Genomic DNA, 23087 nt, shown 5'->3' with positions numbered 1-23087 from the left:
ACCGTGCATCGATGTTGCGTGGATGAAGTGAAGGCGAATCATGCAATCAAAAGTGTCCAATAACCGATTGGCGGCCATCCTCTCCGACGGGTTCCTGGGGCTGTACTTTATTTTTGCGCTCTTTCCCCTGCTCTGGATGGTGCTGGTCTCCTTGAAGAGCGGCGAGGAGCTGTTTACAACACAGTTTGTCTTTACGCCGACGTTGGAAAATTACCAGGCGATCCTCTTCGGCGATCCGCGCGCGGCCGCAGGCGTGGTGGCGCGGCAGGAATTTCCCCGCTTTTTTATGAACAGCCTGATCGTCAGTTCAGGCGCCGTGATTTTATCATTGCTCGTCGGCGTGCCGGCCGCTTATGCGCTCGCCCGCTATCGATTCCGCGGCAAAGAAGACCTGGCCTTCACCTTTCTCTCCTTTCGCTTTGCGCCGGAGCTGGTCGTGATCATCCCGCTCTCGGTGCTCTATCGCCAGCTTGGCCTGTACGACACCTACTGGGGCATCATCTGGGTCTATCAGCTCGTCACGCTGCCCCTGCTGATCTGGGTGCTGCGCAGCTACTTCGAGGACGTCTCGCCCGACATTGAGCAGGCCGCCATGATCGACGGCTACCCGTGGTGGCGCATCTTCTGGAGCATTTTGCTGCCGTTGGTGCGGCCGGGGCTGGCCGCTGCGGCGCTGCTGGCCTTCGTCTTCGCCTGGAACAATTTTATTTTTGCGCTTGTGCTCGGCGGCTCCAATGTGCAGACCGTCACCGTCTCGGCGTTGGGATACATCTCCTCGGCGCAGGCGTTTTTTAATCGCATGGCCGCCGCCTCCGTGCTTGCGTCGATTCCACAGATTGTGCTGGCGCTGAGCATTCAACGCTATCTCATCCGCGGCCTCAGCTTCGGCGCTGTGAAAGGGTGATGCCTCATGGCGACAGTGCGACTGGAACATCTGACCAAAGACTTCGGCAAAGTGCGCGCCGTCAACGACCTTTCGCTGACGGTGGAGGATGGCGAGTTCATCGTGATGCTCGGCCCCTCCGGCGCCGGCAAGACGACCACGCTCAAGCTGATCGCCGGCGTGGAGACGCCTACCAATGGCAAGGTCTACATCGGCGAGCGCCTGATGAACGCCATTGAGCCGCATCACCGCAACGTGGCGATGGCCTTTGAAAGCTACGCGCTCTACCCGCACATGACGGTGAAGGAGAACATCGCCTTCCCGTTGCGCGCACCGGGCCGCACCTTCAGCGAGGCGGAGATCGAGCGTCGCGTGCGCAACGTCTGCGAGATGCTCAACATCCACATGTTGATGGACCGTCTGCCGCAGCACCTTTCCAACGGCCAAAAACAGCGCGTGGCGCTGGGCCGCGCCATGGTGCGCGAGCCGGACGTCCTTTTGCTCGACGAGCCGATCTCCCACCTCGACGCCAAGCTGCGCCATCGCATGCGCCAGGAGTTCAAGGCGTTGGAGGCCGACATTCGCTACACCACCATCTACGTCACCCACGATTATCTGGAAGCCCTTTCACTGGGCGACCGCCTGGTCGTGCTCGACCGCGGGGTGATCCAACAGATCGGCAAGCCGAACGACGTTTTCGTGAACCCGGTCAACGTCTTCGTCTCCAAGCTGCTCGGCTATCCCCAGATCAATCTGGCGACCTGCACCGTCCAGCGGGCAGGCGACGACCTGCATCTGGTCAGCCTGGATGGCGCCATCACCGTGGCTGCGCCGCCGCGGCTGCGCGAAGCGCTGCTCAAGCATAAAGGCGAGCATGTCATCCTGGGCGTGCGCCCCATGCATCTGCATCCCATCCCAGACGGCGCCGAGAGCGCCGGCGTGAATGTGCTCAAGGGCGTCGTGTACGTCTTTGAACGACTCGGCGCGCGCGGCGTGCTCACCGTGACCGTAGGCCAAAATCAGTTGGACGTATTGACGCCGATCGAGGTGGATTACGCCATCGACGAGCCGGTGCGGCTGGCGGTGGAGGCGGAGAACATCCTGGTCTTCGACGCAAAGACCGAACGCAACATTCTCTGCGCGGACTAGAGGAAGCGAGGAACCATGGCGGAATTACGTCTCGAACACATCTATAAAACCTACAAAGGCGGCGTTGAAGCCGTGAAAGACCTCAACCTGACGGTGAAAGACGGCGAATTTCTGGCGCTGCTTGGGCCTTCCGGCTGCGGCAAGACGTCGACGCTGCGCATGATCGTAGGCCTGGAGGACATCACAAGCGGCGAGATGTACATCGGCGGCCGGCTGGTCAACCGCCTGGAGCCGAATCAACGCAACGTGGCGCTCGCCTTCGAGACCTATGCGCTCTATCCTCCGCTCTCGGTCTTCGACAACATCGCCTTCTGTCTGCGCGCCCGTTCGGTGCCCAAGCATGAAATTGCGCAGCGCGTGCGTCGCGTGGCGGAGATGCTCGACATCACCGACATCCTCGACCGCAAACCTGCCGAGCTGGGCGGCGGGCAGAAGCAGCGCGTCTCGCTCGCCCGCGCGCTGGTGCGCGACCCCGACGTCTTTTTGATGGACGAGCCGCTCTCTCACCTCGACGCCGCCCTGCGCGCCCACATGCGCATCGAGCTGAAACGCCTTCACGCCCAGACCGGTCGCACCACCATCCTCGTCACCCACGACCAGCTCGAGGCGGTCGCCATGGCGCAGCGCATCGCCGTGATGAACCTCGGCGTGCTGCAGCAGGTGGGCACCTTCGACGAGATTTACAACCATCCTGTCAACGAGTTCGTGGCCGGCTTCATCGGCGAGCCGCCCATGAACATCCTGCCGACTCGACCGGTGCAGGAAGGCGACAAGCTCTGGCTTGCGGCGCTCGACGGCGGCTTCCGCCTGCCGCTTCCCGACGCGCTGCGCGCCAAGGTGGAGCGCAGCAAAGCGCAGACCATTGATCTGGGCGTGCGCCCCATTCACATCGAGACGCTCGATTCATCCAGCGAGGCCGTCGATGCACTCCCGGCTACGGTGCAGACCTTCGAGTCGCTGGGTGAGGAAGGCCAGTTGGCGGCGCAGCTCGGCGACTCCACCGTGCTGGTCGTCACGTCGCCGCTGCTGGAGCTGGAGCGGGGCGACGCCGTCAAGCTGCGCTTCCGCCCAGACCGCATCCATCTCTTCGATGCAGCGACGCAACAGGCGTTGTGAGGATGTTGCGTGTTGCGTGGTGCGTGACGCACCACGCAACACGCAACACGAATCACGAATCACCATGAATTCAGAGCAAAAATAAGAAGAAAGCCTCACCCGTGGCCAACTACTACTTGCTCGGCGTCGACGCCGGCACGACGGTGATCAAAAGCACGCTCTTCGACCTCGCCGGTCGCGAGATCGCCGTCGCTGCGCAGCCATCAAGCCTCTTGTCGCCTCAGCCCGGCTGGGCGGAGTCGGATATGGAGGCCGTCTGGCGGGCGACTGTACAGACGGTGCGCCAGGTGTTGCAGCAGGCAGCGATTGCGCCCGAGGCGGTGCTGGCGATCGGTCTCACCGGTCAAGGCGATGGAACCTGGCCGGTCGGCGCCCAGGGACGTCCGGTGCGCCCCGCCATCCTCTGGTGCGATGGTCGCACCGCCGGCCTGGTGCAGGAACTCTGGGCGAACGGCGTCGGCCATGCGCTCTTTGCCATCACCGGAACGGCGCTCAACACCTGCAACCAGGCCGTGCACCTGCGCTGGCTGCAAATGCATGAGCCGGAGACGCTGGAGCAGACGACGGCGGTGTTGCGCGCCAAGGACTGGCTCTTCCTGCGCATGACCGGCGAAACGAGCACCGACGTCACCGACGCCTCTCACACCTATTTCGACGCGCGGATGCAGCAGTTCGATGGTCGCGTCCTGGCTCTGCTCGACGTCGAAGCGTGGCGCCCGAAGCTTCCGCCGATTCTTCCCTCCGCCCAGAACCGGGCGCCGTTGCATTTCGCCGCCGCAGAGCTGCTGGGGCTGCCGGAAGGTCTCGCCGTGGTCGCCGGGCCGTTCGATGTGGCTGCGTCTGCATTGGGCGTCGGCGCTTTTGCGCCCGGACACGCCTGCTCTGTGCTCGGCACTGCGGGCGTTCATCAGATCATGACGGAGGCCCCCATCTTCGAGCCTGCGGACATCGGCTACAACATGCGCCATGCGCCGGAGGGGGTGCTCATCCGCCTGCTGCCGACGATGACCTGCACGCAGAATCTGCGTTGGTTCGCCCAGGAGTTCTACGCGCACGAATGGGCGGAGGCGCAGCGCACCGGCGCAAACATCTGGGAGCTGCTGGAGCAGATCGCCCTGCAAGAGCCGCCCGGCGCGCGCGGGGTCTTCTACCATCCCTATCTCGACCCGGCGGGCGAGCGCGCACCGTTCATCGAGCCGATGGCGCGTGCGCAGTTCAGCGGCCTCAGCGCAGGATGCACGCGCGCGGCGCTGCTGCGCGCCGTCTATGAAGGCGTGGCGCTCTCCGTGCTCGACTGTTATGAGACGATGGCGGCGCCGGTGCACACCTTGCGGCTGGCCGGCGGCGGCGCGCGCAGCAGGCTGTGGGCGCAGATGCTCGCCGATGCACTCGCTGCGCCGGTGCTGGTGGCGGAAGGCTCTGAATATGGCGCGCGCGGGGCGGCCATCAACGCCGCCGTGGCGATCGGTCTGTACGCGTCCTACGCCGAAGCCATCGAGCGAATGGTGCGCCCGGCGCAAGCATTCGAGCCTGTCGAGGGCCGGCGCACCTGGTGGCTGGAGCAGTTGGAGCTTTATCGCATGGAACGCATGGCGATGGCGCCGGTGTGGAAAGAACGCGGGCGGAGGCATCGATAGGCGCTGCTGATAGATTGTCACGCAACACGCAACATTATCTGAAAATTCTATGGCCAACACCCTTACCATCGCCGTGATCGGCGATCTTTTCGTAACCAATGAGCTGTTTCTCGAGGCGCTGGAACGCTGGCGAGGTCATCTGCCATTTGACGTCACGGTCGCCACGCACTGCGTTCCATGGCCGGACGAGCCGCTGGCGCACAACGACGAGGTGCGAGAGTTCGTCGGCGACCCGGAGGAAGTGGCGCAATTTGTCCAGCCTGCGGACGTTCTCCTGACGCATGTGGCGCCGGTCACGCAGCGGGTGCTCGAACGCGCAGAAAAGCTGCGCCTCATCGGCTGCTGCCGCGGCGGGCCGGTGAACATCAACGTGGCCGCGGCGACCGCACGCGGCGTGCCGATCGTCAACGCGCCGGCGCGCAACTCGCAGGCCGTCGTCGAGTTCACCATCGGCGTCCTCCTGGCCGAATGTCGCAACATCGCCCGCTCGCACGCCGCCCTGGCGCGCGGCGTCTGGCTCGGCGACCTTTACCGCTATGACCGCGTCGGACGCGAGCTGCGCGGGCAGACGATCGGGCTGATCGGCTTCGGCGCCATCGCGCAATCTCTGGTCCCCTACCTGGCCGTCTTCGGCATGCACATCCTGGCCTACGACCCTTATGTGCCAGCCGAACGCTTCGCTGCGCTGGGCGTGGAGTCCGTCGATCTGCCCGGGCTGCTGGCGCGCGCCGACATTGTGAGCCTGCACGCGCGCGTTACGCCGCAGACGGTGGGCATGATGGGCGCTGCACAGTTTGCGCAGATGAAGCGCGGCGCGTATTTCATCAACACGGCGCGCGGCCCTCTGGTCGATTACGACGCGCTCTATCAGGCCCTGCACAGCGGCCATCTCGCCGGCGCGGCGCTCGACTGTTTCCCGGAAGAGCCGCCGCCTTCAGACTGGCCGTTGCTCCGCCTGCCCAACGTGACCGTCACCCCGCATATCGCCGGCGCCTCGAAAGACTCCGCCGAGCGCGGGGCGGAGCAGGTTGTGCGCGACGTCGTCCATTTCTTCACAGGCCAGCCATTGGAATTCTGCGTCAACCCGGCCGTCCTGGCGACGGAGAAACGAGGGTGACGATGGTCGCCGAAGCGCTCCTGGGCGTCGACATCGGAACCACAGCCGCCAAAGCGATCCTCTGCGACCGCAACGGGACATTGCTCGCCCAGGCGGGCGAGGAGTATCCGACCGCCTTTCCACAGCCGGGATGGGCCGAGCAAGACCCTGAAGCCTGGTGGCGGGCGACCTGCCATGTGGTGCGCCGCGTGTTGGAAGCCGCCGGACTTCCGGCGCAGGCGGTGGTCGGCGTGGGCGTCAGTTGCCAGGCGCCGACGCTCGCAGCGGTCGATGCGGCGGGCCATCCGCTCTATCCTGCGCTGATCTGGATGGATCGCCGCGCCGAGCCACAGTGTGCACAGTTGCGGGACGAAGTGGACGAAGAGCTGGTCGCCGCCCTCAACGGCGGACGCATCGACCCCTACTACCTGGCGCCCAAGCTACGCTGGCTGCGCGAGCAGGAGCCTGACGTCTATGCGCGCTGCCATCAGGTTTTGCAGGCCAACGGCTACATCGTGCACAAGTTGACCGGCGTCTTCTGCATGGACAGCTCGCATGGTCCGTTGACGCTTTGTTTTGACAGCGCGCGCAGGGAATGGTCGCCGACGCTGCTGGAAGCGATGAAGCTCGATCCGGACAAATTGCCGCCCGTAAAACCCTGCGGAGAAGTGGTCGGCGTGGTCACTCCAGCGGCGGCTCAAGCTACGGGCCTTGCGCCGGGGACGCCGGTCATCGCCGGCATGACCGACGGCACCGCCGCCGCCGTCGAGGTGGGGTTGACGCGCCCTGGCGACGCGGCGGAGATGACCGGTCAATCGACGGTGCTGCTCATCTGCAGCGACGCCCCCTATCGAGGCAAGGCGCTGATCCCGCTGGGGCACCCTATCCCCGGTCTGCATCTGGTCGTGGGCGCCATGTCGGCGACCGGAGGCGCGCTGCGCTGGTTCCGCGATCAGCTGGGCGAGCGCGAGGTCGCCGAGGCGCAACGACAGGGCGTCGATCCCTTCGAGCTTCTGAGCGCAAGGGCCGCCCAAAGCCCGCCCGGCGCCAACCGCCTGATCTTTCTGCCCTACATGTACGGGGAGCGCTCGCCGATCTGGGATTCGGCCGCGCGCGGGGTCTTTTTCGGTCTCTCGCTGGCGACGACCAAAGGCGACCTTGTGCGCGCCGTCATGGAGGGTGCAGCCTACGGCCTGCGTCACAACGTCGAAACCGCGGCCGAAGCCGGCTTTGCGTTGGCGACGCTGGCCTGCGTCGGCGGCGGCGCACGCAGCTCGCTGTGGAACCAGATCAAAGCCGATGTCCTGAAGCGGCCGGTGACCCTACCTGCGGCGGCCAGCGGTGCAGCCATGGGCGACGCCCTCCTCGTCGCCGCCAGCGTCGGCCTTTACCCCTCGCTTGTGGAGGCGGTCGCCGCCATGGTTAAAACAGGGCCGACCTTCACGCCGCAGCCGGAAAACGCCGCACGGTACGATGCGCTCTATCGCATCTATCGTCAGCTCTATCCGACGCTGCGGCCACTCTTCCACGAGTTGGCGGAGGTTGCGTGATGCATGCGCTCTTTCGTCCGGACGCTTTCGCCGGTCAACGCGTGCTGGTGACCGGCGGCTCGCGCGGCATCGGCCGCGCCATCGCGCTGGCCTTTGCTCGACTGGGCGCGGAGGTCGCCTTCTGTTATCGCAGCGATCAGGGCGCTGCAGAAGCGCTGTTGCGCGAGGCCGCCGCCGAAGGGCTGCGCGTGCAGGGCTACCAGGCGGACGTCGCCGATCCGGCGGCGGTGCAACGACTGGTGGCGGAGGTTCAGGGCGCACTCGGGCCGATCGACGTGTTGGTCAACAACGCCGGCTTTTTCCCGTCCGCAACCGTGTTGGAGATGACAGCGGCGGAGTGGGACGCCGTGCTGCGCACGAACCTGTACGCCGTCTTTTACTGCTCGCAGGCCGTGCTGCCCGGCATGATCGCAGCAGGCGGCGGTGCGATCATCAACATCGCCTCGGTGGCGGGGCAGCGCGGCTCGGCGCGACATGCGCACTATGCGGCGGCCAAGGGCGGCGTGCTCGCCTTCACCCGCTCGCTGGCGCGCGAGGCGATCGCCTACAACATCCGCGTCAACGCCGTGTCGCCGGGGCGCATCGCCACTGAGCTGTTGATCAACGAGGAAAACGCTCAGGAATACGCGCGCTGGATGGCCGACACGCCCGCCCGCCGTCTGGGAACCGTCGACGAGGTGGCCGACGCCGTGCTGTTCCTGGCTTCGCCCGCCAGCGCCTACATCGTCGGCGAGACGATTGCGGTCAACGGCGGTTTGTTGATGGATTAGGGCGAGCGAACGCCCGGGTTCACCCATCGCCTCGAGGGCTGTCGAGGATGTGCGGCTGGGAGCCGCACATACGGGAAACCGTTGTCGGTTCATCCATTGTCTCGAGGGCTGTCGAGGATGTGCGGCTGGGAGCCGCACCTACGGGAAACCGTTGTCGGTTCACCCATCGCCTCGAGGGCTGTCGAGGATGTGCGGCTGGGAGCCGCACCTACGGGAATGGCGGGGTGATTTTGTGAAAAACCATCTGGTCGACGGCAATGACCGGATTCTCCGGTGAAAGGTCATTCGCCGTCGACGCGTAGGAGGGATAGGCAAAAAATGGCGCACCATGTGCAAACGCCCTGTGTTTTGGGCATCGATGCCGGCACAGAAGCTGTAAAAGCAGGATTGTTTGACCTGGAAGGCAATCGCATCGCGATCGGCAGCTGCAGCTATCGCACCTATTTCCCGGCTCCGGGATGGGCGGAGCAGGCCCCGGACGAATGGTGGGACGCGCTGGTCGCTGCGGTGCGAGAGTGCATTGCGCGCAGCGGAGTTTCGCCCGCGGCCGTCGCCGGCGTCAGCGCCGACGCCACCACCTGCACGCTGGCGCCGCTGGACGCCGCCGGTCAACCTCTGGGGCGGGCGCTGCTGTGGATGGATGTGCGCGCGGCGGAGCAGGCGCAGCGCATCTTCGCCACCGGCGATCCTGCGCTGCGCTACTGCCTGGCGGGCGTCAACGCCGAGTGGATGCCGCCCAAGATGCTTTGGATGAAAGAGAACGAACCGGAGCGTTACGCCGCCGCTGCGCATCTGCTGGAGTACACCGACTGGCTCGCCTATCGGCTGACCGGCCGCCTGACGTTGAACCGCAACACGGCCACACAACGCTGGTTTTACTATCCTCCAGGGGGAGGCTGGCCGCTGGACTTCTTCGCCGCCATCGGGCTGCCGGAGCTGGTCTACAAGTTTCCGAACGAGGTGCTGCCCTTGGGAGCGGTGATCGGCGGGTTGTGCGAAGAAGCGGCGGAGGCGCTGGGTCTGCCGGCGGGCATTCCCGTGGCCGCCGGCGGCGGCGACGCCTTCGTCGGGCTGCTGGGACAGGGGGTGACGCAGCCGGGCGACCTGGGCGTGATCATGGGGTCGTCGAACGTGCTCTCGGCGCTTGCGGCGGAGGAGCTGCATTTTCCCGGCGTCTTCGGCAGCTTTCCCGACGCAGTGATCCCTGGGTTGAACCTGGTCGAGGCCGGGCAGGTCTCGACCGGCTCGGTGCTTTCATGGTTCAAGCGCAACTTCTGCGGCGACGCAGCGCTGGAAGCCGCCCGCCGCGGCGTTTCCGTCTATCAGCTGCTCGACGAAGAGGCGAGCCGGGTTCCGGTGGGGTCGGAAGGGCTGATTGCGCTCGACTATTTCCAGGGCAATCGCACCCCGCACACCGATTCCGCCGCGCGCGGGGCGATCTGGGGGCTTTCGTTGCAGAGCGGTCGCGGCCAGGTTTTTCGCGCGCTGATGGAAGGCATCGCCTATGGCATGGAAGACATCCTGCAAACCTTGCGCCGCCATGGATTCGCCGTGCAACGCATCATCGCCAGCGGCGGCGCCACGCATAGCCCGCTCTTCATGCAAATCTATGCGGACGTCACCGGACAGCCGCTGCACGTCACGCGCGAGCCGGAAGCCTCGCTGCTTGGCTCGGCCATCGTTGCGGCTGTGGGCGCCGGCCTCTACCCAGACTTGCAGACGGCGGCGCAACGAATGGTTGCCATCGAGCAAACGTATGCGCCAGACCTCGCCCGACATGAGGAATATCAATTCTTTGTGCGACAATATCAGGAGACGTATCAGCGTCTGCGCGAGTTGATGCGCAGGATGCATGAAAAACAAAATCGAAAGCAAGCGTAAAGAAAGCAAGGATAAAAACAAGGAAACACTGTCATGTCAACCCAAGAAGGCGTCATCAAATATCAGTGCGACTTTACGCCGGCGCCGCCTTTGTCGTATGAGGCGCTACGCGAACTCAACGCATGGCGCCGGCTGATGTTCATCACCCATCTGATCGGCCAGGACCCCAACCGCTACGGCGGCTATGGCTACGGCAACATCAGCCGTCGGCTCGATGCAGCCGAGGGCGCGGACGGCCAGCACCCCTTCATCATCACCGGCTCCCAGACGGGCGGCAAGCCGGAGCTAGGGCCGGAAGATTACGTCGTCGTGACCGCCTGTTATCCCGATGAAAATCGGCTGACGGCGCGCGGACCGATCAAGCCGTCGTCAGAGTCGTTGACGCACGGCGCGGTTTACGCCCTGGACAGTCGCATCCTGTGGGTGGTGCACGCCCATTCGCCTGAAATCTGGCACAATGCAGAGAAGTTAGGCGTCCCGATCACCGCCAATGTCCCTTACGGCTCACCGGAGATGGCGGCGGAGGTGAGACGACTCTTCGTCGAAAGCGATCTGCCGCAAAAACGCATCTTTGCGATGGCCGGCCATGAAGACGGCGTCGTCACATTTGGTCACACCGCCGAAGAGGCGTGCTTCACGATGCTTTCCTATCTGGTGCGAGCGTTGCAGATCAACGAAAGGAACAACTGATCATGGGTTACCGTCCAAAAGCCGTCACCATTGACGACCGCGCCGTCGAACATCTTGTAGCGTTTTGCCAGACGAACGGCCTTCATAAACTTTTCATGGTCGCCGACCGCAACACCTACGCTGCGCAGGGGGAGGCGGTGGAAAAGGCGCTGCGCAACGCCGGCCTCGACCTGAAACAGATCGTGTTCACCTCCGAGGAGGTGATCGCCGACGCCGCCCATGTGTTGGATGTGCTGGTGGCGGCCGGTCGCGAGCCGCGCACCTATCTGGCCGTCGGCGCCGGCACCTTGACCGACATCACGCGCTTCGTCAGCCACCGCACGGGCGCCGAGTTCATCTCCGTGCCGACTGCGCCCTCGGTGGATGGCTTCGCCTCCATCGGCGCCCCGCTGATCATTCACGGCGTCAAGATCACGGTCATCTGCCATGCGCCGCTGGCGATCTTCGCCGACATCAACACGCTGGCGCACGCCCCGCGCCCCATGATCGCAGCGGGCTTCGCCGACATGTTGGGCAAGCTCACCTCGATCGCCGACTGGCGCATCGGGCATTTGCTGTGGAACGAGCCTTACGACGAGTCGATTGCTCAGCGCACGCTGGCGGCCGTAAAGATTTGCACCGACAACGTGGAGGCGATCGCTGCGGGCTCGCCGGAAGGCATCGGCCGGCTGATGGACGCACTGTTGGAGTCGGGCTACTGTATGTTGGATTTCGGCTCGTCGCGGCCCGCCTCCGGCGCGGAGCATCACTACTCGCACTACTGGGAGATGAAACTGCTGCGCGAGGGGCGGCCGGCGGTGTTGCACGGCGCCAAAGTGGGCGTCGCCACCGTGATGGTCGCCGAGTTCTACGATAAAATTCGGCGCCTTTCGCGCGCACAGGTCTCCGACCTGCTGGAGGCATCCGTCTGGCCGACGCGCGCGGAGGAGGAGGCGCGCATCCATGCGGCCTACGGCGATCTGGCCGACGACATCATCGCCGAGCACAAGGCGTTCCTCGACGTGACGCCGGAGCGAGCGGAGGCGATCAAGCGCGCCATTTGGGAGCATTGGGACGAAATTCAGGCGATTGCGGCGCAGGTGCCGCCGGCCGCTCAGATCGCCGAGTGGCTGCGCTGCGTCGGCGGGCCGACGACGGCTGCGGAGCTGGGTTTCGACGACGTCGAGCGCGACCTGGCGGCGGCCAATGGCCATTATCTGCGCGATCGTTTCACCGTGCGCAAGCTGGCGCGCGTGTTGGGGATCGATCGTTGACGCGAGCGTGAAAAGGCTGTGCGCTTGAAATCCTAAAGACGCCGAGGCGTTTTGTGCGATCAGACAGTTCCAGAAAAAATCAGGAAAAAATTTTGTTGCAGGAGGAGACTTATGGATAAAAACAAACCGATCGTGATCGGCGCCGATCACTTTGGGCTGCCGCTCAAGGACCACATTCGCGACTATCTGATCAAAAAAGGCTATCAGGTCGTTGACATGGGCGTCAATGAAAACACGCCGGTGGATTACCCCGACGTCGGCGCGAAGGTGGCGGAGGAAGTGGGTGCAGGCAAATTCGAGCGCGGCATCCTCGTCTGCGGCACGGGCGCCGGCATGGCGATCGTGGCCAACAAAGTGCCGGGCGTGCGCGCGGTCTGCGTGCAAGACCCCTACACCGCCGAGCGCGCGGTCGCCAGCAACAACGCGCAGATCATCACCTTCGGCGCGCAGATCACCGGCCCGGCGGTGGCGGAAAAGCTGATCGACATCTGGCTGGAGAGCGAATTTCAGGGCGGCCGCTCCGCCCCGAAGGTGGCCAAAATCGACCAGTTGGATGAGAAATACCGGGCGCAGCGCGCAGCGGAAGGATGAAGCCCTTGATCATTCCACCGGGGTCTCGATAGGCGTTTTGAACAGTCCCCGCGCCATCCGTCGCGAGCGGCGCAGGTTGATCAACATATGATAGCGAAGCGGGCGCTGATACCGGTAGACCAGCCAGCTCAGGATCAGGAAGGAAACCCATTGCAACAGGACAACCGGCGCCGGCAGGACAGCCGTCGCCGTGCCAAGGGTGCTGCCGACCAAAATCCCGATGCTGCGCCCCAGCAACACTGCCGGCATCAGCCAACGCATGCGGACGGAACTCATGCCTGCGATGTAGATGGCGACGTCGGGCAAGGGGAAGAGAAAGAGGACGAACCACAATAGCGGCGAGCGGAGCTGCAATTTGCGCTCCCAGCGCACCAGCTCGACGTGCGGGATGAATCGCTCCAACAAAGGACGGCCGATTTTACGCCCGACCAGGAGCGCAACGGTGACGCCGATCAGCAGCCCCAGCATGCTCAGCGCCAGCCCTGGCCCAAAGCCAAAGAGATAGGCGCCCAGCACGGAGAGAAAGCTTCCCGGCAACGGCGCGATCAGAATCTGCAGGGCGAAGAAGGTCACATAGGCGATGGGCGCCAGAGGGCCAAAGCCAATGATCCAGTCGCGCACATCCTCGGCGATGTTCAGCACATCCGACACAGGCTCGCTGAGCCACCATCCCAGGATGCCAAGCGCCGTCAACCCAAAGATGGCAAGAACAAGAATCCCACCGTCGCGCCATCGATTGCCAGGAGCAAACATAAAGGCCTTTCTATGCTTTAAAACCTGGAAAAACGTCATTGATGCAGCGTCGTGGATTCGCTGCATCAATGACGTCAAGCATACCTGAACTGTTCCGTTTTGTCATTAAATCTGGCTTACAATTTGCATGCAAATGGCGCACGCTTTTTACGGCGTCCATCTTCCAGGAAGCTTTAGAGCTTCCCGGAAGATTCCAGCCGACTTCTCACATCGATCTGGCAACTCTTAATCTGCGGGGGCCAACTCGGCGGCGAGTCTGTCTCGGCGCTGCGCGTCTGCCGCCTGCGCAGCATCGGGCTGTTCCGCAGCCGCCAACGCCGCCAGCTCCTCCACCTGGTCGATGACCTCCTGGCGGAACTGCTGCGTGTACAACCGGTAGTAGTGACCGCCCAGACGCAGCAGCTCTCGGTGCGTGCCCATCTCCTTGATGCAGCCATCCTCGATGACCAGGATGCGCGTGGCGTTGCGGATCGTGGAGAGACGATGCGCAATCACGAAGCTGGTGCACTCCTTCATCAACGTTTCCATCCCCTGCTGGATCAAGCTTTCGGTGAGCGTGTCCACGCTGGCGGTCGCTTCGTCCATGATGAAGATGTCCGGTTGCGCCAGCACGGCGCGCGCCAGGCTCAGCAACTGCTTCTGCCCTGTCGAAAGCAGGACGCCGCCCTCGCCCACCTGCTCGTCGTAGCCCTTCGGCAGCTTTTCGATGAAGGCGTGCGCGCCGGCCAGCTTCGCCGCCTCCTCCACCTCCTCGTCGGTGGCGTCGAGCCGACCGTAGCGGATGTTCTCGCGGATCGTGCCGGAGAAGAGGTGCGGCGTCTGCAACACCATGCCGATGCGCGACTGGATCGCGCGTTGCGTCAGGTTGGTGTAGTCGTGGCCGGCGATCAGGATGCGCCCGCGCGTCGGCTCGAAGAAGCGACAGAGCAGGTTGACGATGGTGGTCTTGCCGCCGCCCGTCGGCCCGACAAGCGCAATCGTCTCCCCTTGGCGCACGTGCAGGTTGAAGTCGGTCAAAATCGGCTTGCCCTCTTCGTACTGGAAGTCGACGTGCTCGAAGACGATGTCCCCGCGCAGCGAATCCACCTCGTAGGCGTCCGGCTTGTCCACCACGTCGGGCACGGCGTCGATCAGAGAGAAGATGCGCTCGCCTGAAGCCACCGCCTGCTGCATCTCGGCGAAGACGCGCGCCATCTCCTGCACCGGCCAGATCATGAAGAGCACGTAGGAGATGAACGCGTACATGCCGCCCACGCTCAGTCCGCCCGTCTCCACCGTCACGCCGGCGTAGGTGATGATGCTGGCGATGGCGAAGGTCGAGATGAGCTGCACCGTGGGCAGGAAGAGCGCCGAATACCAGGCCGCCCGGTAGCCGGCGCGCTGCATCTCGCCCGTCAGCTTGCTGAACTCGCGCAGGTTTTCCTCTTCGCGGTCGAGCGCCTTGATCACGCGCACGCCGGTGATCGTCTCGTTGTACGCGCCTGTGATCTTCGAGTTGACGCGGCGCACTTCCCGATATTGCGTGATGATCTTGCGCTGGAAGTAGGTCGCCACCACAATGATGATCGGCACGATCACCATCACGATCAATGTCAGCTGCCAGGAGATCTGCGCCATAAAGAAGAGCGCCGTGAGGATGTTGAACGACGACCAGGTCACGTCCAACAGCCCCCACGTCACCAGCTCGGCCACGCGGTCGGTGTCCGACGTCACGCGGCTGATGATCCAGCCCACCGGCGTGCGGTTGTAGTAGGTCAACGACAGCTCTTGCAGATGGTTGAAAAGTTGCTTGCGCAGATCGTAGCGAATGCGCTCGCCCAGGATGCCGGCCAGATAGATAAAAACGAAGACGGCCAGCGCCTGCACCAAAATCAGCACAGCATACTGCTCGACGATCTGCACCAGCGTCGGCCAGTCGCCAGGCGTGATGCCCTCGTCCACCATGCGCTTGCTCAGAAAGGTGAAGTAGGAGTCCAGGCCGGAGACCATCATCACCGCGCTGAGGAAGCCGAGCACCCACGCCAGATAAGGGCGCAGCAAGCTCACCAGCCGCCGGATCGTGCGTCCGCTGAATCTGGTTGTGAATTCTTCTTCCTGAAATTCGATATGCTCAGACACGAGTCAACTCCTCCTCCAATTCCGCCTCCAGACGCATCTGCGCCTGATAGATGCGGCGATACATACCATCTTGTGCGATCAGTTCTTCGTGCGAGCCGCGCTGCACGATGCGCCCATGGTCGAGCACCAGGATCAGGTCGGCGTCCATCACGCTCTGGATGCGATGCGCAATGATGAAGGTGGTGCGCCCTTGCATCAGCCGGCGCAGCGCCTGACGAATCTCCGCCTCGGTCTCAAAATCGACCGCCGACGTGGAGTCGTCCAGAATCAGAATGCGCGGATCTTTGAGCAGCGTGCGTGCGATCGCCACGCGTTGTTTCTGCCCGCCGGACAGGGTGATGCCGCGCTCGCCGACCAGTGTGTCATAGCCTTGCGGCAACTTGTTCACGATGACGTCGTGAATGGCTGCTGCACGCGCCGCCGCCTCCACCTCTGCGTCCGACACCTCGCGCTTCACGCCGTAGGTGATGTTGTCGCGCACGGTGCGGCTGAAGAGAAACGGCTCCTGCTCCACGATGCCGATCTGCTGGCGCAGGTAGTGGCGCGGATACTCCTTCAGCTCCACGCCGTCGAGCAGGATGCGCCCAGACGTGTATTCGTAGAAGCGCGGCAACAGGTTGACCAGCGACGACTTGCCTGACCCCGTGCCACCGATCAGCGCCACCGACTGGCCCGGCTTCACGCTGAAGCTGATGCCGTGCAGCGCGGCGCGGCCGGAGCCATCGTAGGCGAAGTGCACGTCCTCGAAGACGATTTCGCCCCGCACCGGCTTGTCGGTGCGCACGCTGCCCTCGACGACCGGCTCGCGCTCCTCCTTGAGCACCTCGGCGATGCGGCCAAAGGAGACCAGACTCTCCGACATCTGCACGATCAGGCGACCCAGGTTGCGCAGCGGCCAGATGATCCAGACGACCAGTCCTGCGTAGGCGACGTAGGTGCCGATCGTGATCTCGCCCTGGATCGTCAGCCAGCCGGCGAAGAGATAGCCGCCCAGCATCTGCGCGCCGCACATCACATCCGTCACCGGCCAGAAGAGCGCGTGCATCAGCAGCAGGTGGCGGCCGCGGGCGTACTTCTCTCGGTTTTCCTTGTCGAACTTAGCCTTCTCGTACTCTTGCCGCGCAAACGCCTTGACCACGCGCACGCCGCTCAGGTTCTCCTGCAGCGTGCTGGAGAGCCTGGCCTCCTGCTCCTGGTAGGCTTCATAGGCTTTCTCCACGCGACGGAAAAAGTAGAGCGAGATCACCATCACCACCGGCACGACGATCACCGAGAACCACGCCAGCCGCCAGTCGAGCAGGTAAATGGCGATGAAGTTCACCACAAAGAGCAGCACGATGCGCCCTGCCTCGATCGCCTGGTCGGCGAAGAAGCGGCGGATCGTGTCCACGTCCGAGGTGGCGCGCTGGATCAGCTCGCCGGTCTGCGTCTTGTCATGGTAGGTGAAGCTCAGCCGTTGAATGTGATCGAAGATGTACTCGCGCAGGCGCCGCGCCACGCCCTCGGCCGTCTTGGCGGCGAGGCGTCGACTGTTGAAGGTGGCGAACGCCTGCCCGACCGCCAACGCCAGAAAGCCGGCCACATAGACGGCCAGATGGACGCTGCGGTCTCCTTCCACCATATAGTGGTCGACGAAATAGCGCAGCAGCAGAAAGGTCGCCGTGTTCAAGATGGCGGAGACGCCCATGCTGATCGTCGAGACGAAGTAGGCCATCCGAAAATGGGTCATCAGCCGCCAGAAGCCGGTCAGTTTGCCGACGCCTAGAGCTTGCTTGAGATCATAGGGTGGGGGTGGTGCAGGTTGCGCTGTTGAGTTGAACATAATTCCTTCCTGTCATCCGGTCCTTCGTCGAGCGATGGTCCTGTGATCGTGTTTCAGCCGGCGTTGGCGCCGTCCTTGTAGAAATGCGTTTTTCACTTCGCGCTTCATTTCTCCTCTCCTCATGCCAATAAAAATGCAGGCATCTGGAAGTTCATCCTGATGCCTGCAAGACCTGGTGTGCAAGGCTTTGACTTCGACGCAAACCGTCAAAGTCAAAACAAACAAAAAGGCCGCAGGCACCGATGCAGTGCGTGCGGCCTTCCCTAGCTTTACCGTCTAGTTATGGTCGGCGGACGCACTGCTCCCCTGACGCAGAAAATCTCCCCCATCGCGTGGGGTGCGCAGGACTTCGTGATAGAGCATCATCATAGTGCGTCCGTCCTTTCCGAAAACCTTCCATGTGAACCGTTGTCACACGTCTGATACCATAGCATAGCCTACCGACGCTTGTCAAGCATTTGATTGCACAAATTTTCGTCGACCCTCATCGCCGCGCCAAGCTTCCGGCGTGATGGGTCTTTTCACGGTGGGAAGACGGAGACTGCGGCCTCACAACTCAACCAGCGTCCCTAACTCCACCACTTGATCTGGCGGCAAAGAGAAGAAGGTGGCGGCATTGGTGGCGTTGCGGCTCATCAGGATAAACAATTTTTCGCGCCAGATCGCCATGCCGGGTCGCGCCGTCGCCATCAGACGTTCGCTGCCGAGGAAGAAGCTGACATCCTTGAGATCGAGCGGAAGGCCATGCTCGCCGGCAAGCGGAAGGTCGCGCATGATATTGCTGGTTTCCATAAAACCGTAGTGCAGCACGATGCGATAGAAGCCGTTTCCCAGCTTGTGCACCGTCATGCGATGCGTGGGCGGAACGCGCGGCGCCTCCAATGTGCTGACGGAAAGCAAGATCACCCGCTCGTGCAGCACTTTGTTGTGCCGCAGGTTGAGCAAGAGGGCAGGCGGGACGCCGTCTGGGTCGCTGTACATGAAGATCGCCGTTCCCGGCACGCGCGTAATCTGGTCGAGATTGAGACGCCCTACGAAGTCGTTGAAGCGTTGGACGCCCGCCCGCAAGCGCTGACCGAGCAGGTTGCGTCCCTGCCGCCAGGTCGTCATGAGCGTCATGACGACGGCGCCCACCAACAGCGGAAACCAACCGCCCGCCGGAATCTTGAGCATGTTGGCGCCCCAAAAGGCCAGATCGATGATCAGGAAGAAAACGGTCGAACCCAACGCCGCCCACAACGGCCAGCGCCAGCGCGTGCGCTCGATGCGGAAGAGCAGCACCGTCGTAATCACCATGGTGGTGGTGACGGCGACGCCGTAGGCCGCAGCCAGATTGCTGGAAGAGCCGAAGGCAAGCACCAGCGCTACACAGGCGGCCATCAGAATCCAGTTGACCGAAGCGATGTACACCTGTCCAATCTCTTCGGCGGAGGTGTGTGTGATGGTGACGCGCGGCAGATAGCCCAGCTGCACGGCCTGCATCGTCAGCGAAAATGCGCCGGTGATCAACGCCTGCGAGGCGATCACCGTGGCGGCGGTGGCGATCACCACCAGCGGAATCAGCGCCCAGCCCGGCGCCATCTGATAGAAGGGATTTTCCACTGCTTCGGGGTGCTGCAGGAGCAAGGCGCCCTGTCCGAAATAGTTGAGCAGCAACGCAGGCAACACCACCGTAAACCAGGCCAGCCGGATCGGCGCGCGACCGAAGTGTCCCATGTCGGCGTACAGCGCCTCTCCGCCCGTCACCACCAGAAAGACCGACCCTAGCACCATGAAGCCGCGCCAGCCGTTGACCCAGAAAAACTCAAAGGCGTAAGAGGGGCTGATCGCCGCCAGCACGTCTGGCTGCCGCACGATCCAGCTGACGCCCAACACGGCGATGGTGATGAACCAAAGGAGCGTGACCGGCCCGAAGACCCGACCAACGCGCTCGGTTCCACGACTCTGAAAGAGAAAGAGCGCCACCAGGATGACGACCGTAAGCGGAACGACGTATGGCGTGAAAAGCGGCGTGGCGATGCGCAGCCCTTCGACGGCGGAGAGCACAGAAATGGCGGGCGTGATCATGCCGTCGCCGTAGAGCAGCGCCGTGCCGAACAGCCCGAGCATCACCAGCGCCCACCGCACGGTGCCGGGAATCAACACCCGTCGTCTGGCGCCGATCAGCGCCGTCAAGGCCAAGATGCCGCCCTCGCCGTGGTTGTCTGCGCGCATGACGAAAGCGACGTATTTGACCGAGATCACCAGGATCAGCGCCCAGAAGATCAGCGAAAGCACGCCGAGAATGTTATCTCTTGAGGTGGCGATCCCGTAGTTGGCATGGAAGGACTCTCGAAACGCGTAGAGGGGGCTGGTGCCAATGTCGCCGTAGACGACGCCCAAGGCGCCCAGCGCCAGATAGAGCAGATGTTTGCCGGTCGGGGCGGGATGACGCTGCGGCAATTCAAATTCGAGTGGGTGAACCTCACCCTGTGCACTCTGGGACATAGTTTATGACGCAACCTTTGCCTTTGAACCAATTGAAGGCCGATCACCTCGGCCATTTGATTCCGACAATTAAAGCAAAACATCTGGTATAGTAATACGCATGGCAGGTATGCGGCAAAGCGCAGAAGCAATTTCATATCAAACGACGGCAAGCGTACGGGCGAAATGGCGCATCTGGGCGCGCACGCTGAGAAACCTCTTCGCAGCCTGCGTCGTAGCCGTCGCCTTGCTGGGCGGCGCAAGCGTCGACAGCGTGACGCAGATACACTACAGCATCAACAGCAAGGTGCATCTGTGGATTTGGGACCTGATCGCCTGGGAAGTTGAGGCGATCGCCCAAAAGCTGAGTGAGCAATTTTTGCATTCGGCGGATCACCTTTCGGAGGCGGAGCAGGCGGCGCTGGTGCAGACCTATCTGGAGCGCGCCCGCCGAATCGGCGAGCTGGAAGGGAAGATCGAACGTCTCTACAGCGAGAAGGGCGACGCCGCCAGGGAAGAGAGCGCCTCCATCCAGCGCGAAATCGAGGCGTTGCGCAGCGAGCAGGAGGCAATTCGTCCCATCGTCGAGGTGATCCTGGAGGGCCAGGTGGCGACGACGCTGCGCGACCAAGGCGTCACCCTGTTCGGCAGGACGTTTCCCCCCGTGTGGTTCACCTTCACCGAACCGCCGAAGAAATTGGTCGTCAGCCCGCGCGGGCGCATCCTGACCGCCTACTATGTGATGTTGCAGCCGGAATTGCCCGCCGACGAACGAGACCGCATCGAGTCGGCGATCTTCGAGGAAGACAACCTGAGCGCCTACATCGCCAACATCGGAGGGCTGGGCGCATACCCTTCGCTAGTGATCGACCGCGCGGCGCTCGACTGGGTGCTGTCGACAATTGCACATGAATGGGTGCACAACTACCTCACGCTCTTTCCGCTCGGCCTCAACTATAACACAAGCGCAGAGCTGACGATCATGAACGAGACCGTCGCCGACATCGTCGGCGAAGAGATCGGGCGCAGCGCGTTGGAGCGCTTCTATCCCGAAGTTGCGCGGGAACTGGCCGAACGCGAGGCGGCGAAGGAAAGCGAAGAGAAAGAGCCGTCGGCCTTTGATTTCCGCAAAGAAATGCGCCACACGCGCGAGGTCGTCGATCAATTTCTGGCGTTGGGCCGTATCCGCGACGCCGAGGAATATATGGAGATTCGCCGCCTGCTCTTCGTCGAAAACGGCTACCCTATCCGCAAGCTGAATCAGGCCTACTTTGCCTTTCACGGCAGCTACGGCACAGCTCCCGCCGCCTCCAGCCCGATCGGTCCGAAAATGGAGGAGCTCCGCAGCCTCACGCCGGACGTTCCCACCTTCCTGCGCGTCGTGCGCGGCTTCACTTCACCGGAAGACCTCGACCGCGCGCTGGAGGAGTGGAGAGCCTCGGCCAGCCGGCAAGGGCCCTCTGACCCTGCAATTCGCGTTTCCGGCCTCCCTGTGGTAAGATAAGGTGCATTCCCAGGTTCGCTCAACATCTGCGCTTGTAATCACCCAAAAGGAGGCGACATATGTCTTCAAAGAGCAGGACAAGACGCTTTGGCCTGGTTGTTGTGCTTTTGCTCCTGGCTTTTGCACTTTCAGCCTGTCCGGCGCAGCCCGTGGCGCCCGGCGAAGCGCCTTCGGAGGCCGCGCCGCCGTCGCTCGTCACCATTACTTTTGTGCAGGAGCCGGACAATCTCAGCCCCTTGTACACCACCATGTGGTTCAGCGGCATTCTGACCGACTTTTGGCTTCTGGGGCTGTGGAACTTTAACGACAATCTGGAGCCGACGCCGCAGCTGGCGCGCGAGATTCCCACAGCGGCGAACGGCGGCATCTCTGAAGATGGACGCACCATCACGATTCACCTGCGAGAGGATGCGCGCTGGTCCGACGGCGCGCCGGTGACCGCCGCCGACTTTGTCTTCACCTATGAGATGATCATGGACGAACGCAACGCCGTGATCTCTCGCCATCCGTACGATCAATTCGTCGCCGGCGTAGAGGCGGACGGCGATCATACGCTGGTGGTTACCTTCCACGAGCCGTACGCGCCCTGGCTTTCCTCGATCTTCACCTACGTGCTGCCCAAGCATATCCTGGAGCCGGTGATGGAGGCGAACGGCACGCTGGACGGCGCCGACTGGAATCGCAACCCGACGGTGGGAGTGGGGCCGTACGTCTTCAAAGAGTGGGAATCCGGCAGCCATCTCCTGTTCGAGCGCAACCCGAATCACTGGCAACAGCCCAACATCGACCGCATCTTCATCCGCATTACGCCGGACGACGCCGCGCAGGTCGCCGCCATCAAAGCGGGCGACACCGACATCGGCGTCTTCATCAGTTTCTCCGATGTGCCCGAGCTGGAAGCGCTGGGAACGGTGAACGTTGTTTCGACTCCCTCCGGTTTCATGGAAGGCTGGTTCTTTAACTTTGGCGAGCAGGCCCATCCGGCCATTCGAGACCGAAATGTGCGCTGGGCTTTGGCCCATGGCTTCGACCGTTGGCAGATCACCCAGGACCTGTTGCTCGGCTTGAGCGAGCCGCCGGCGTCGCCGTGGGATCTTAGCCCCTACGCCAGCCCGAATATCCAACCGGTGCCATACGACCCCGAGCGCGCTGCGCAGTTGCTGGATGAAGCCGGCTGGGTGATGGGCGCCGACGGCGTGCGCGAGAAAGATGGCGAAAAGTTGATCTTGCGCTACGTCACCAACATGCGGCGCCTGCGCCTGGACACCCAGGTGGTCGTTCAGGACATGTTCCGAGACCTGGGCGTTCGCTTCGAGCTGATCAACCACCCCAGCGACATCTTCTTCGCCAGCTACGCCGAGGGCGGCGCCATCGCCACGGGCCAGTACGACATTGCGGAATGGTCCAGCCAACCTGAAGCCTACCCCGACCCGGACACTTCCCGTTGGACCTGCCGCGAGATTCCAACCCCGGACAATCCTGCGGGCAGCAACTGGAACTTCTATTGCAATCCTGAGCTAGACGAGCTGTTCGCACGTCAGGCTGTGACCGTGGACATGCAGGCCCGCATCGCCATCTTTGAAGAGATCGAGAGAATCATCCAAGAGGATATGGTGTGGCTCGGCGTCTGGCAGGACAACGACATTTGGACCGTCAGCAAGCGGCTGAGCAACGTGCGCCTGTCGGGCGCCGACCCCTTCTGGAATGCAGCGAACTGGACGCTTGAGTAAGCAAGGGAGTTTTGGCGTTGGCGTTGTATAGCCCATCGCATGTGCGCAATGCGGGACGGAGGCGGCCAAAGTCTCCGT

At 63.0% G+C, this 23087-nt stretch carries 17 protein-coding genes; 13 read left to right on the top strand and 4 right to left on the bottom strand.

Annotation, left to right across the window (positions count from 1 at the left end; translation table 11 throughout):
* Positions 1 to 40 precede the first annotated feature (40 nt).
* From Q0367_RS18200 to Q0367_RS18150, 11 genes are all read left to right on the top strand, one after another.
* Complete coding sequence (locus Q0367_RS18200) at positions 41 to 904, top strand: carbohydrate ABC transporter permease (protein WP_297636266.1); 864 nt, start codon at positions 41 to 43, stop codon at positions 902 to 904.
* Between the two features lie 6 nt (positions 905 to 910).
* A complete protein-coding gene (locus tag Q0367_RS18195) occupies positions 911 to 2032 on the top strand; it encodes an ABC transporter ATP-binding protein (protein ID WP_297636269.1) in 1122 nt (373 codons plus the stop codon).
* 15 nt (positions 2033 to 2047) lie between these two features.
* Positions 2048 to 3148, top strand: coding sequence for an ABC transporter ATP-binding protein (locus Q0367_RS18190; RefSeq protein ID WP_297636272.1), 1101 nt, complete (start codon positions 2048 to 2050; stop codon positions 3146 to 3148).
* A gap of 101 nt (positions 3149 to 3249) precedes the next feature.
* The gene (locus Q0367_RS18185) at positions 3250 to 4785 is read left to right on the top strand and encodes an FGGY-family carbohydrate kinase (RefSeq protein WP_297636275.1); all 1536 of its coding nucleotides are present in this window, start codon (positions 3250 to 3252) and stop codon (positions 4783 to 4785) included.
* 49 nt (positions 4786 to 4834) lie between these two features.
* Positions 4835 to 5902: a 2-hydroxyacid dehydrogenase gene (locus tag Q0367_RS18180; RefSeq protein WP_298983983.1), complete on the top strand. Its 1068-nt coding sequence runs from the start codon at positions 4835 to 4837 to the stop codon at positions 5900 to 5902.
* A 2-nt stretch (positions 5903 to 5904) separates the two neighbouring features.
* The gene (locus Q0367_RS18175; RefSeq protein ID WP_298984018.1) at positions 5905 to 7431 is read left to right on the top strand and encodes an FGGY-family carbohydrate kinase; all 1527 of its coding nucleotides are present in this window, start codon (positions 5905 to 5907) and stop codon (positions 7429 to 7431) included.
* The gene (locus Q0367_RS18170) at positions 7431 to 8201 is read left to right on the top strand and encodes an SDR family NAD(P)-dependent oxidoreductase (protein ID WP_298983981.1); all 771 of its coding nucleotides are present in this window, start codon (positions 7431 to 7433) and stop codon (positions 8199 to 8201) included. Before Q0367_RS18175 ends, Q0367_RS18170 begins: the two co-directional genes overlap by 1 nt.
* Positions 8202 to 8519: 318 nt before the next feature.
* Positions 8520 to 10082 (top strand): ribulokinase, encoded by a 1563-nt coding sequence (locus tag Q0367_RS18165; RefSeq protein WP_298983979.1) that lies wholly within the window; start codon positions 8520 to 8522, stop codon positions 10080 to 10082.
* A 33-nt stretch (positions 10083 to 10115) separates the two neighbouring features.
* Positions 10116 to 10772: a class II aldolase/adducin family protein gene (locus tag Q0367_RS18160; RefSeq protein ID WP_298983977.1), complete on the top strand. Its 657-nt coding sequence runs from the start codon at positions 10116 to 10118 to the stop codon at positions 10770 to 10772.
* A gap of 2 nt (positions 10773 to 10774) precedes the next feature.
* Positions 10775 to 12025 (top strand): sn-glycerol-1-phosphate dehydrogenase, encoded by a 1251-nt coding sequence (locus tag Q0367_RS18155; protein ID WP_298983975.1) that lies wholly within the window; start codon positions 10775 to 10777, stop codon positions 12023 to 12025.
* A 111-nt stretch (positions 12026 to 12136) separates the two neighbouring features.
* Positions 12137 to 12616, top strand: a complete 480-nt coding sequence (locus tag Q0367_RS18150; RefSeq protein ID WP_297636293.1) for an RpiB/LacA/LacB family sugar-phosphate isomerase — start codon at positions 12137 to 12139, stop codon at positions 12614 to 12616.
* 9 nt (positions 12617 to 12625) lie between these two features.
* On the opposite strand, the gene Q0367_RS18145 is transcribed toward Q0367_RS18150, so the two are convergent.
* The 4 genes from Q0367_RS18145 to Q0367_RS18130 form a co-directional block, all read right to left on the bottom strand.
* Positions 12626 to 13369, bottom strand: coding sequence for a TVP38/TMEM64 family protein (locus Q0367_RS18145; RefSeq protein ID WP_298983973.1), 744 nt, complete (start codon positions 13367 to 13369; stop codon positions 12626 to 12628).
* Between the two features lie 225 nt (positions 13370 to 13594).
* A complete protein-coding gene (locus tag Q0367_RS18140; protein ID WP_298983971.1) occupies positions 13595 to 15487 on the bottom strand; it encodes an ABC transporter ATP-binding protein in 1893 nt (630 codons plus the stop codon).
* Positions 15480 to 17309, bottom strand: a complete 1830-nt coding sequence (locus Q0367_RS18135) for an ABC transporter ATP-binding protein (protein ID WP_297636303.1) — start codon at positions 17307 to 17309, stop codon at positions 15480 to 15482. Before Q0367_RS18135 ends, Q0367_RS18140 begins: the two co-directional genes overlap by 8 nt.
* A gap of 549 nt (positions 17310 to 17858) precedes the next feature.
* Positions 17859 to 19796 (bottom strand): potassium transporter Kup, encoded by a 1938-nt coding sequence (locus Q0367_RS18130; RefSeq protein WP_297636306.1) that lies wholly within the window; start codon positions 19794 to 19796, stop codon positions 17859 to 17861.
* Between the two features lie 109 nt (positions 19797 to 19905).
* Here Q0367_RS18130 and Q0367_RS18125 point away from each other — a divergent pair, with 109 nt between their 5' ends.
* Both Q0367_RS18125 and Q0367_RS18120 read left to right on the top strand, forming a co-directional pair.
* A complete protein-coding gene (locus Q0367_RS18125; RefSeq protein WP_298983968.1) occupies positions 19906 to 21279 on the top strand; it encodes a hypothetical protein in 1374 nt (457 codons plus the stop codon).
* Positions 21280 to 21338: 59 nt separating this feature from the next.
* Positions 21339 to 23009, top strand: coding sequence for a peptide ABC transporter substrate-binding protein (locus tag Q0367_RS18120; RefSeq protein WP_298983967.1), 1671 nt, complete (start codon positions 21339 to 21341; stop codon positions 23007 to 23009).
* The last annotated feature ends 78 nt before the right edge of the window (positions 23010 to 23087 follow it).

The sequence above is a fragment of the uncultured Caldilinea sp. genome (assembly GCF_937128415.1).
GTDB lineage: Bacteria > Chloroflexota > Anaerolineae > Caldilineales > Caldilineaceae > Caldilinea.
Note: the sequence above shows the minus strand (reverse complement) of the source record. Positions and strands in the feature narration are given on the sequence as shown.

Excerpts from the sequence above, each read along its gene's own strand:
- Q0367_RS18200 (WP_297636266.1), top strand. The coding sequence starts at position 41 with ATGCAATCAAAAGTGTCCAATAACCGATTGGCGGCCATCCTCTCCGAC.
- Q0367_RS18135 (WP_297636303.1), bottom strand. The coding sequence starts at position 17,309 with ATGTTCAACTCAACAGCGCAACCTGCACCACCCCCACCCTATGATCTC.
- Q0367_RS18155 (WP_298983975.1), top strand. The coding sequence starts at position 10,775 with ATGGGTTACCGTCCAAAAGCCGTCACCATTGACGACCGCGCCGTCGAA.
- Q0367_RS18170 (WP_298983981.1), top strand. The coding sequence starts at position 7,431 with ATGCATGCGCTCTTTCGTCCGGACGCTTTCGCCGGTCAACGCGTGCTG.
- Q0367_RS18175 (WP_298984018.1), top strand. The coding sequence starts at position 5,905 with ATGGTCGCCGAAGCGCTCCTGGGCGTCGACATCGGAACCACAGCCGCC.
- Q0367_RS18190 (WP_297636272.1), top strand. The coding sequence starts at position 2,048 with ATGGCGGAATTACGTCTCGAACACATCTATAAAACCTACAAAGGCGGC.
- Q0367_RS18125 (WP_298983968.1), top strand. The coding sequence starts at position 19,906 with ATGCGGCAAAGCGCAGAAGCAATTTCATATCAAACGACGGCAAGCGTA.
- Q0367_RS18195 (WP_297636269.1), top strand. The coding sequence starts at position 911 with ATGGCGACAGTGCGACTGGAACATCTGACCAAAGACTTCGGCAAAGTG.
- Q0367_RS18130 (WP_297636306.1), bottom strand. The coding sequence starts at position 19,796 with ATGTCCCAGAGTGCACAGGGTGAGGTTCACCCACTCGAATTTGAATTG.
- Q0367_RS18150 (WP_297636293.1), top strand. The coding sequence starts at position 12,137 with ATGGATAAAAACAAACCGATCGTGATCGGCGCCGATCACTTTGGGCTG.
- Q0367_RS18145 (WP_298983973.1), bottom strand. The coding sequence starts at position 13,369 with ATGTTTGCTCCTGGCAATCGATGGCGCGACGGTGGGATTCTTGTTCTT.
- Q0367_RS18180 (WP_298983983.1), top strand. The coding sequence starts at position 4,835 with ATGGCCAACACCCTTACCATCGCCGTGATCGGCGATCTTTTCGTAACC.
- Q0367_RS18165 (WP_298983979.1), top strand. The coding sequence starts at position 8,520 with ATGGCGCACCATGTGCAAACGCCCTGTGTTTTGGGCATCGATGCCGGC.
- Q0367_RS18120 (WP_298983967.1), top strand. The coding sequence starts at position 21,339 with ATGTCTTCAAAGAGCAGGACAAGACGCTTTGGCCTGGTTGTTGTGCTT.
- Q0367_RS18160 (WP_298983977.1), top strand. The coding sequence starts at position 10,116 with ATGTCAACCCAAGAAGGCGTCATCAAATATCAGTGCGACTTTACGCCG.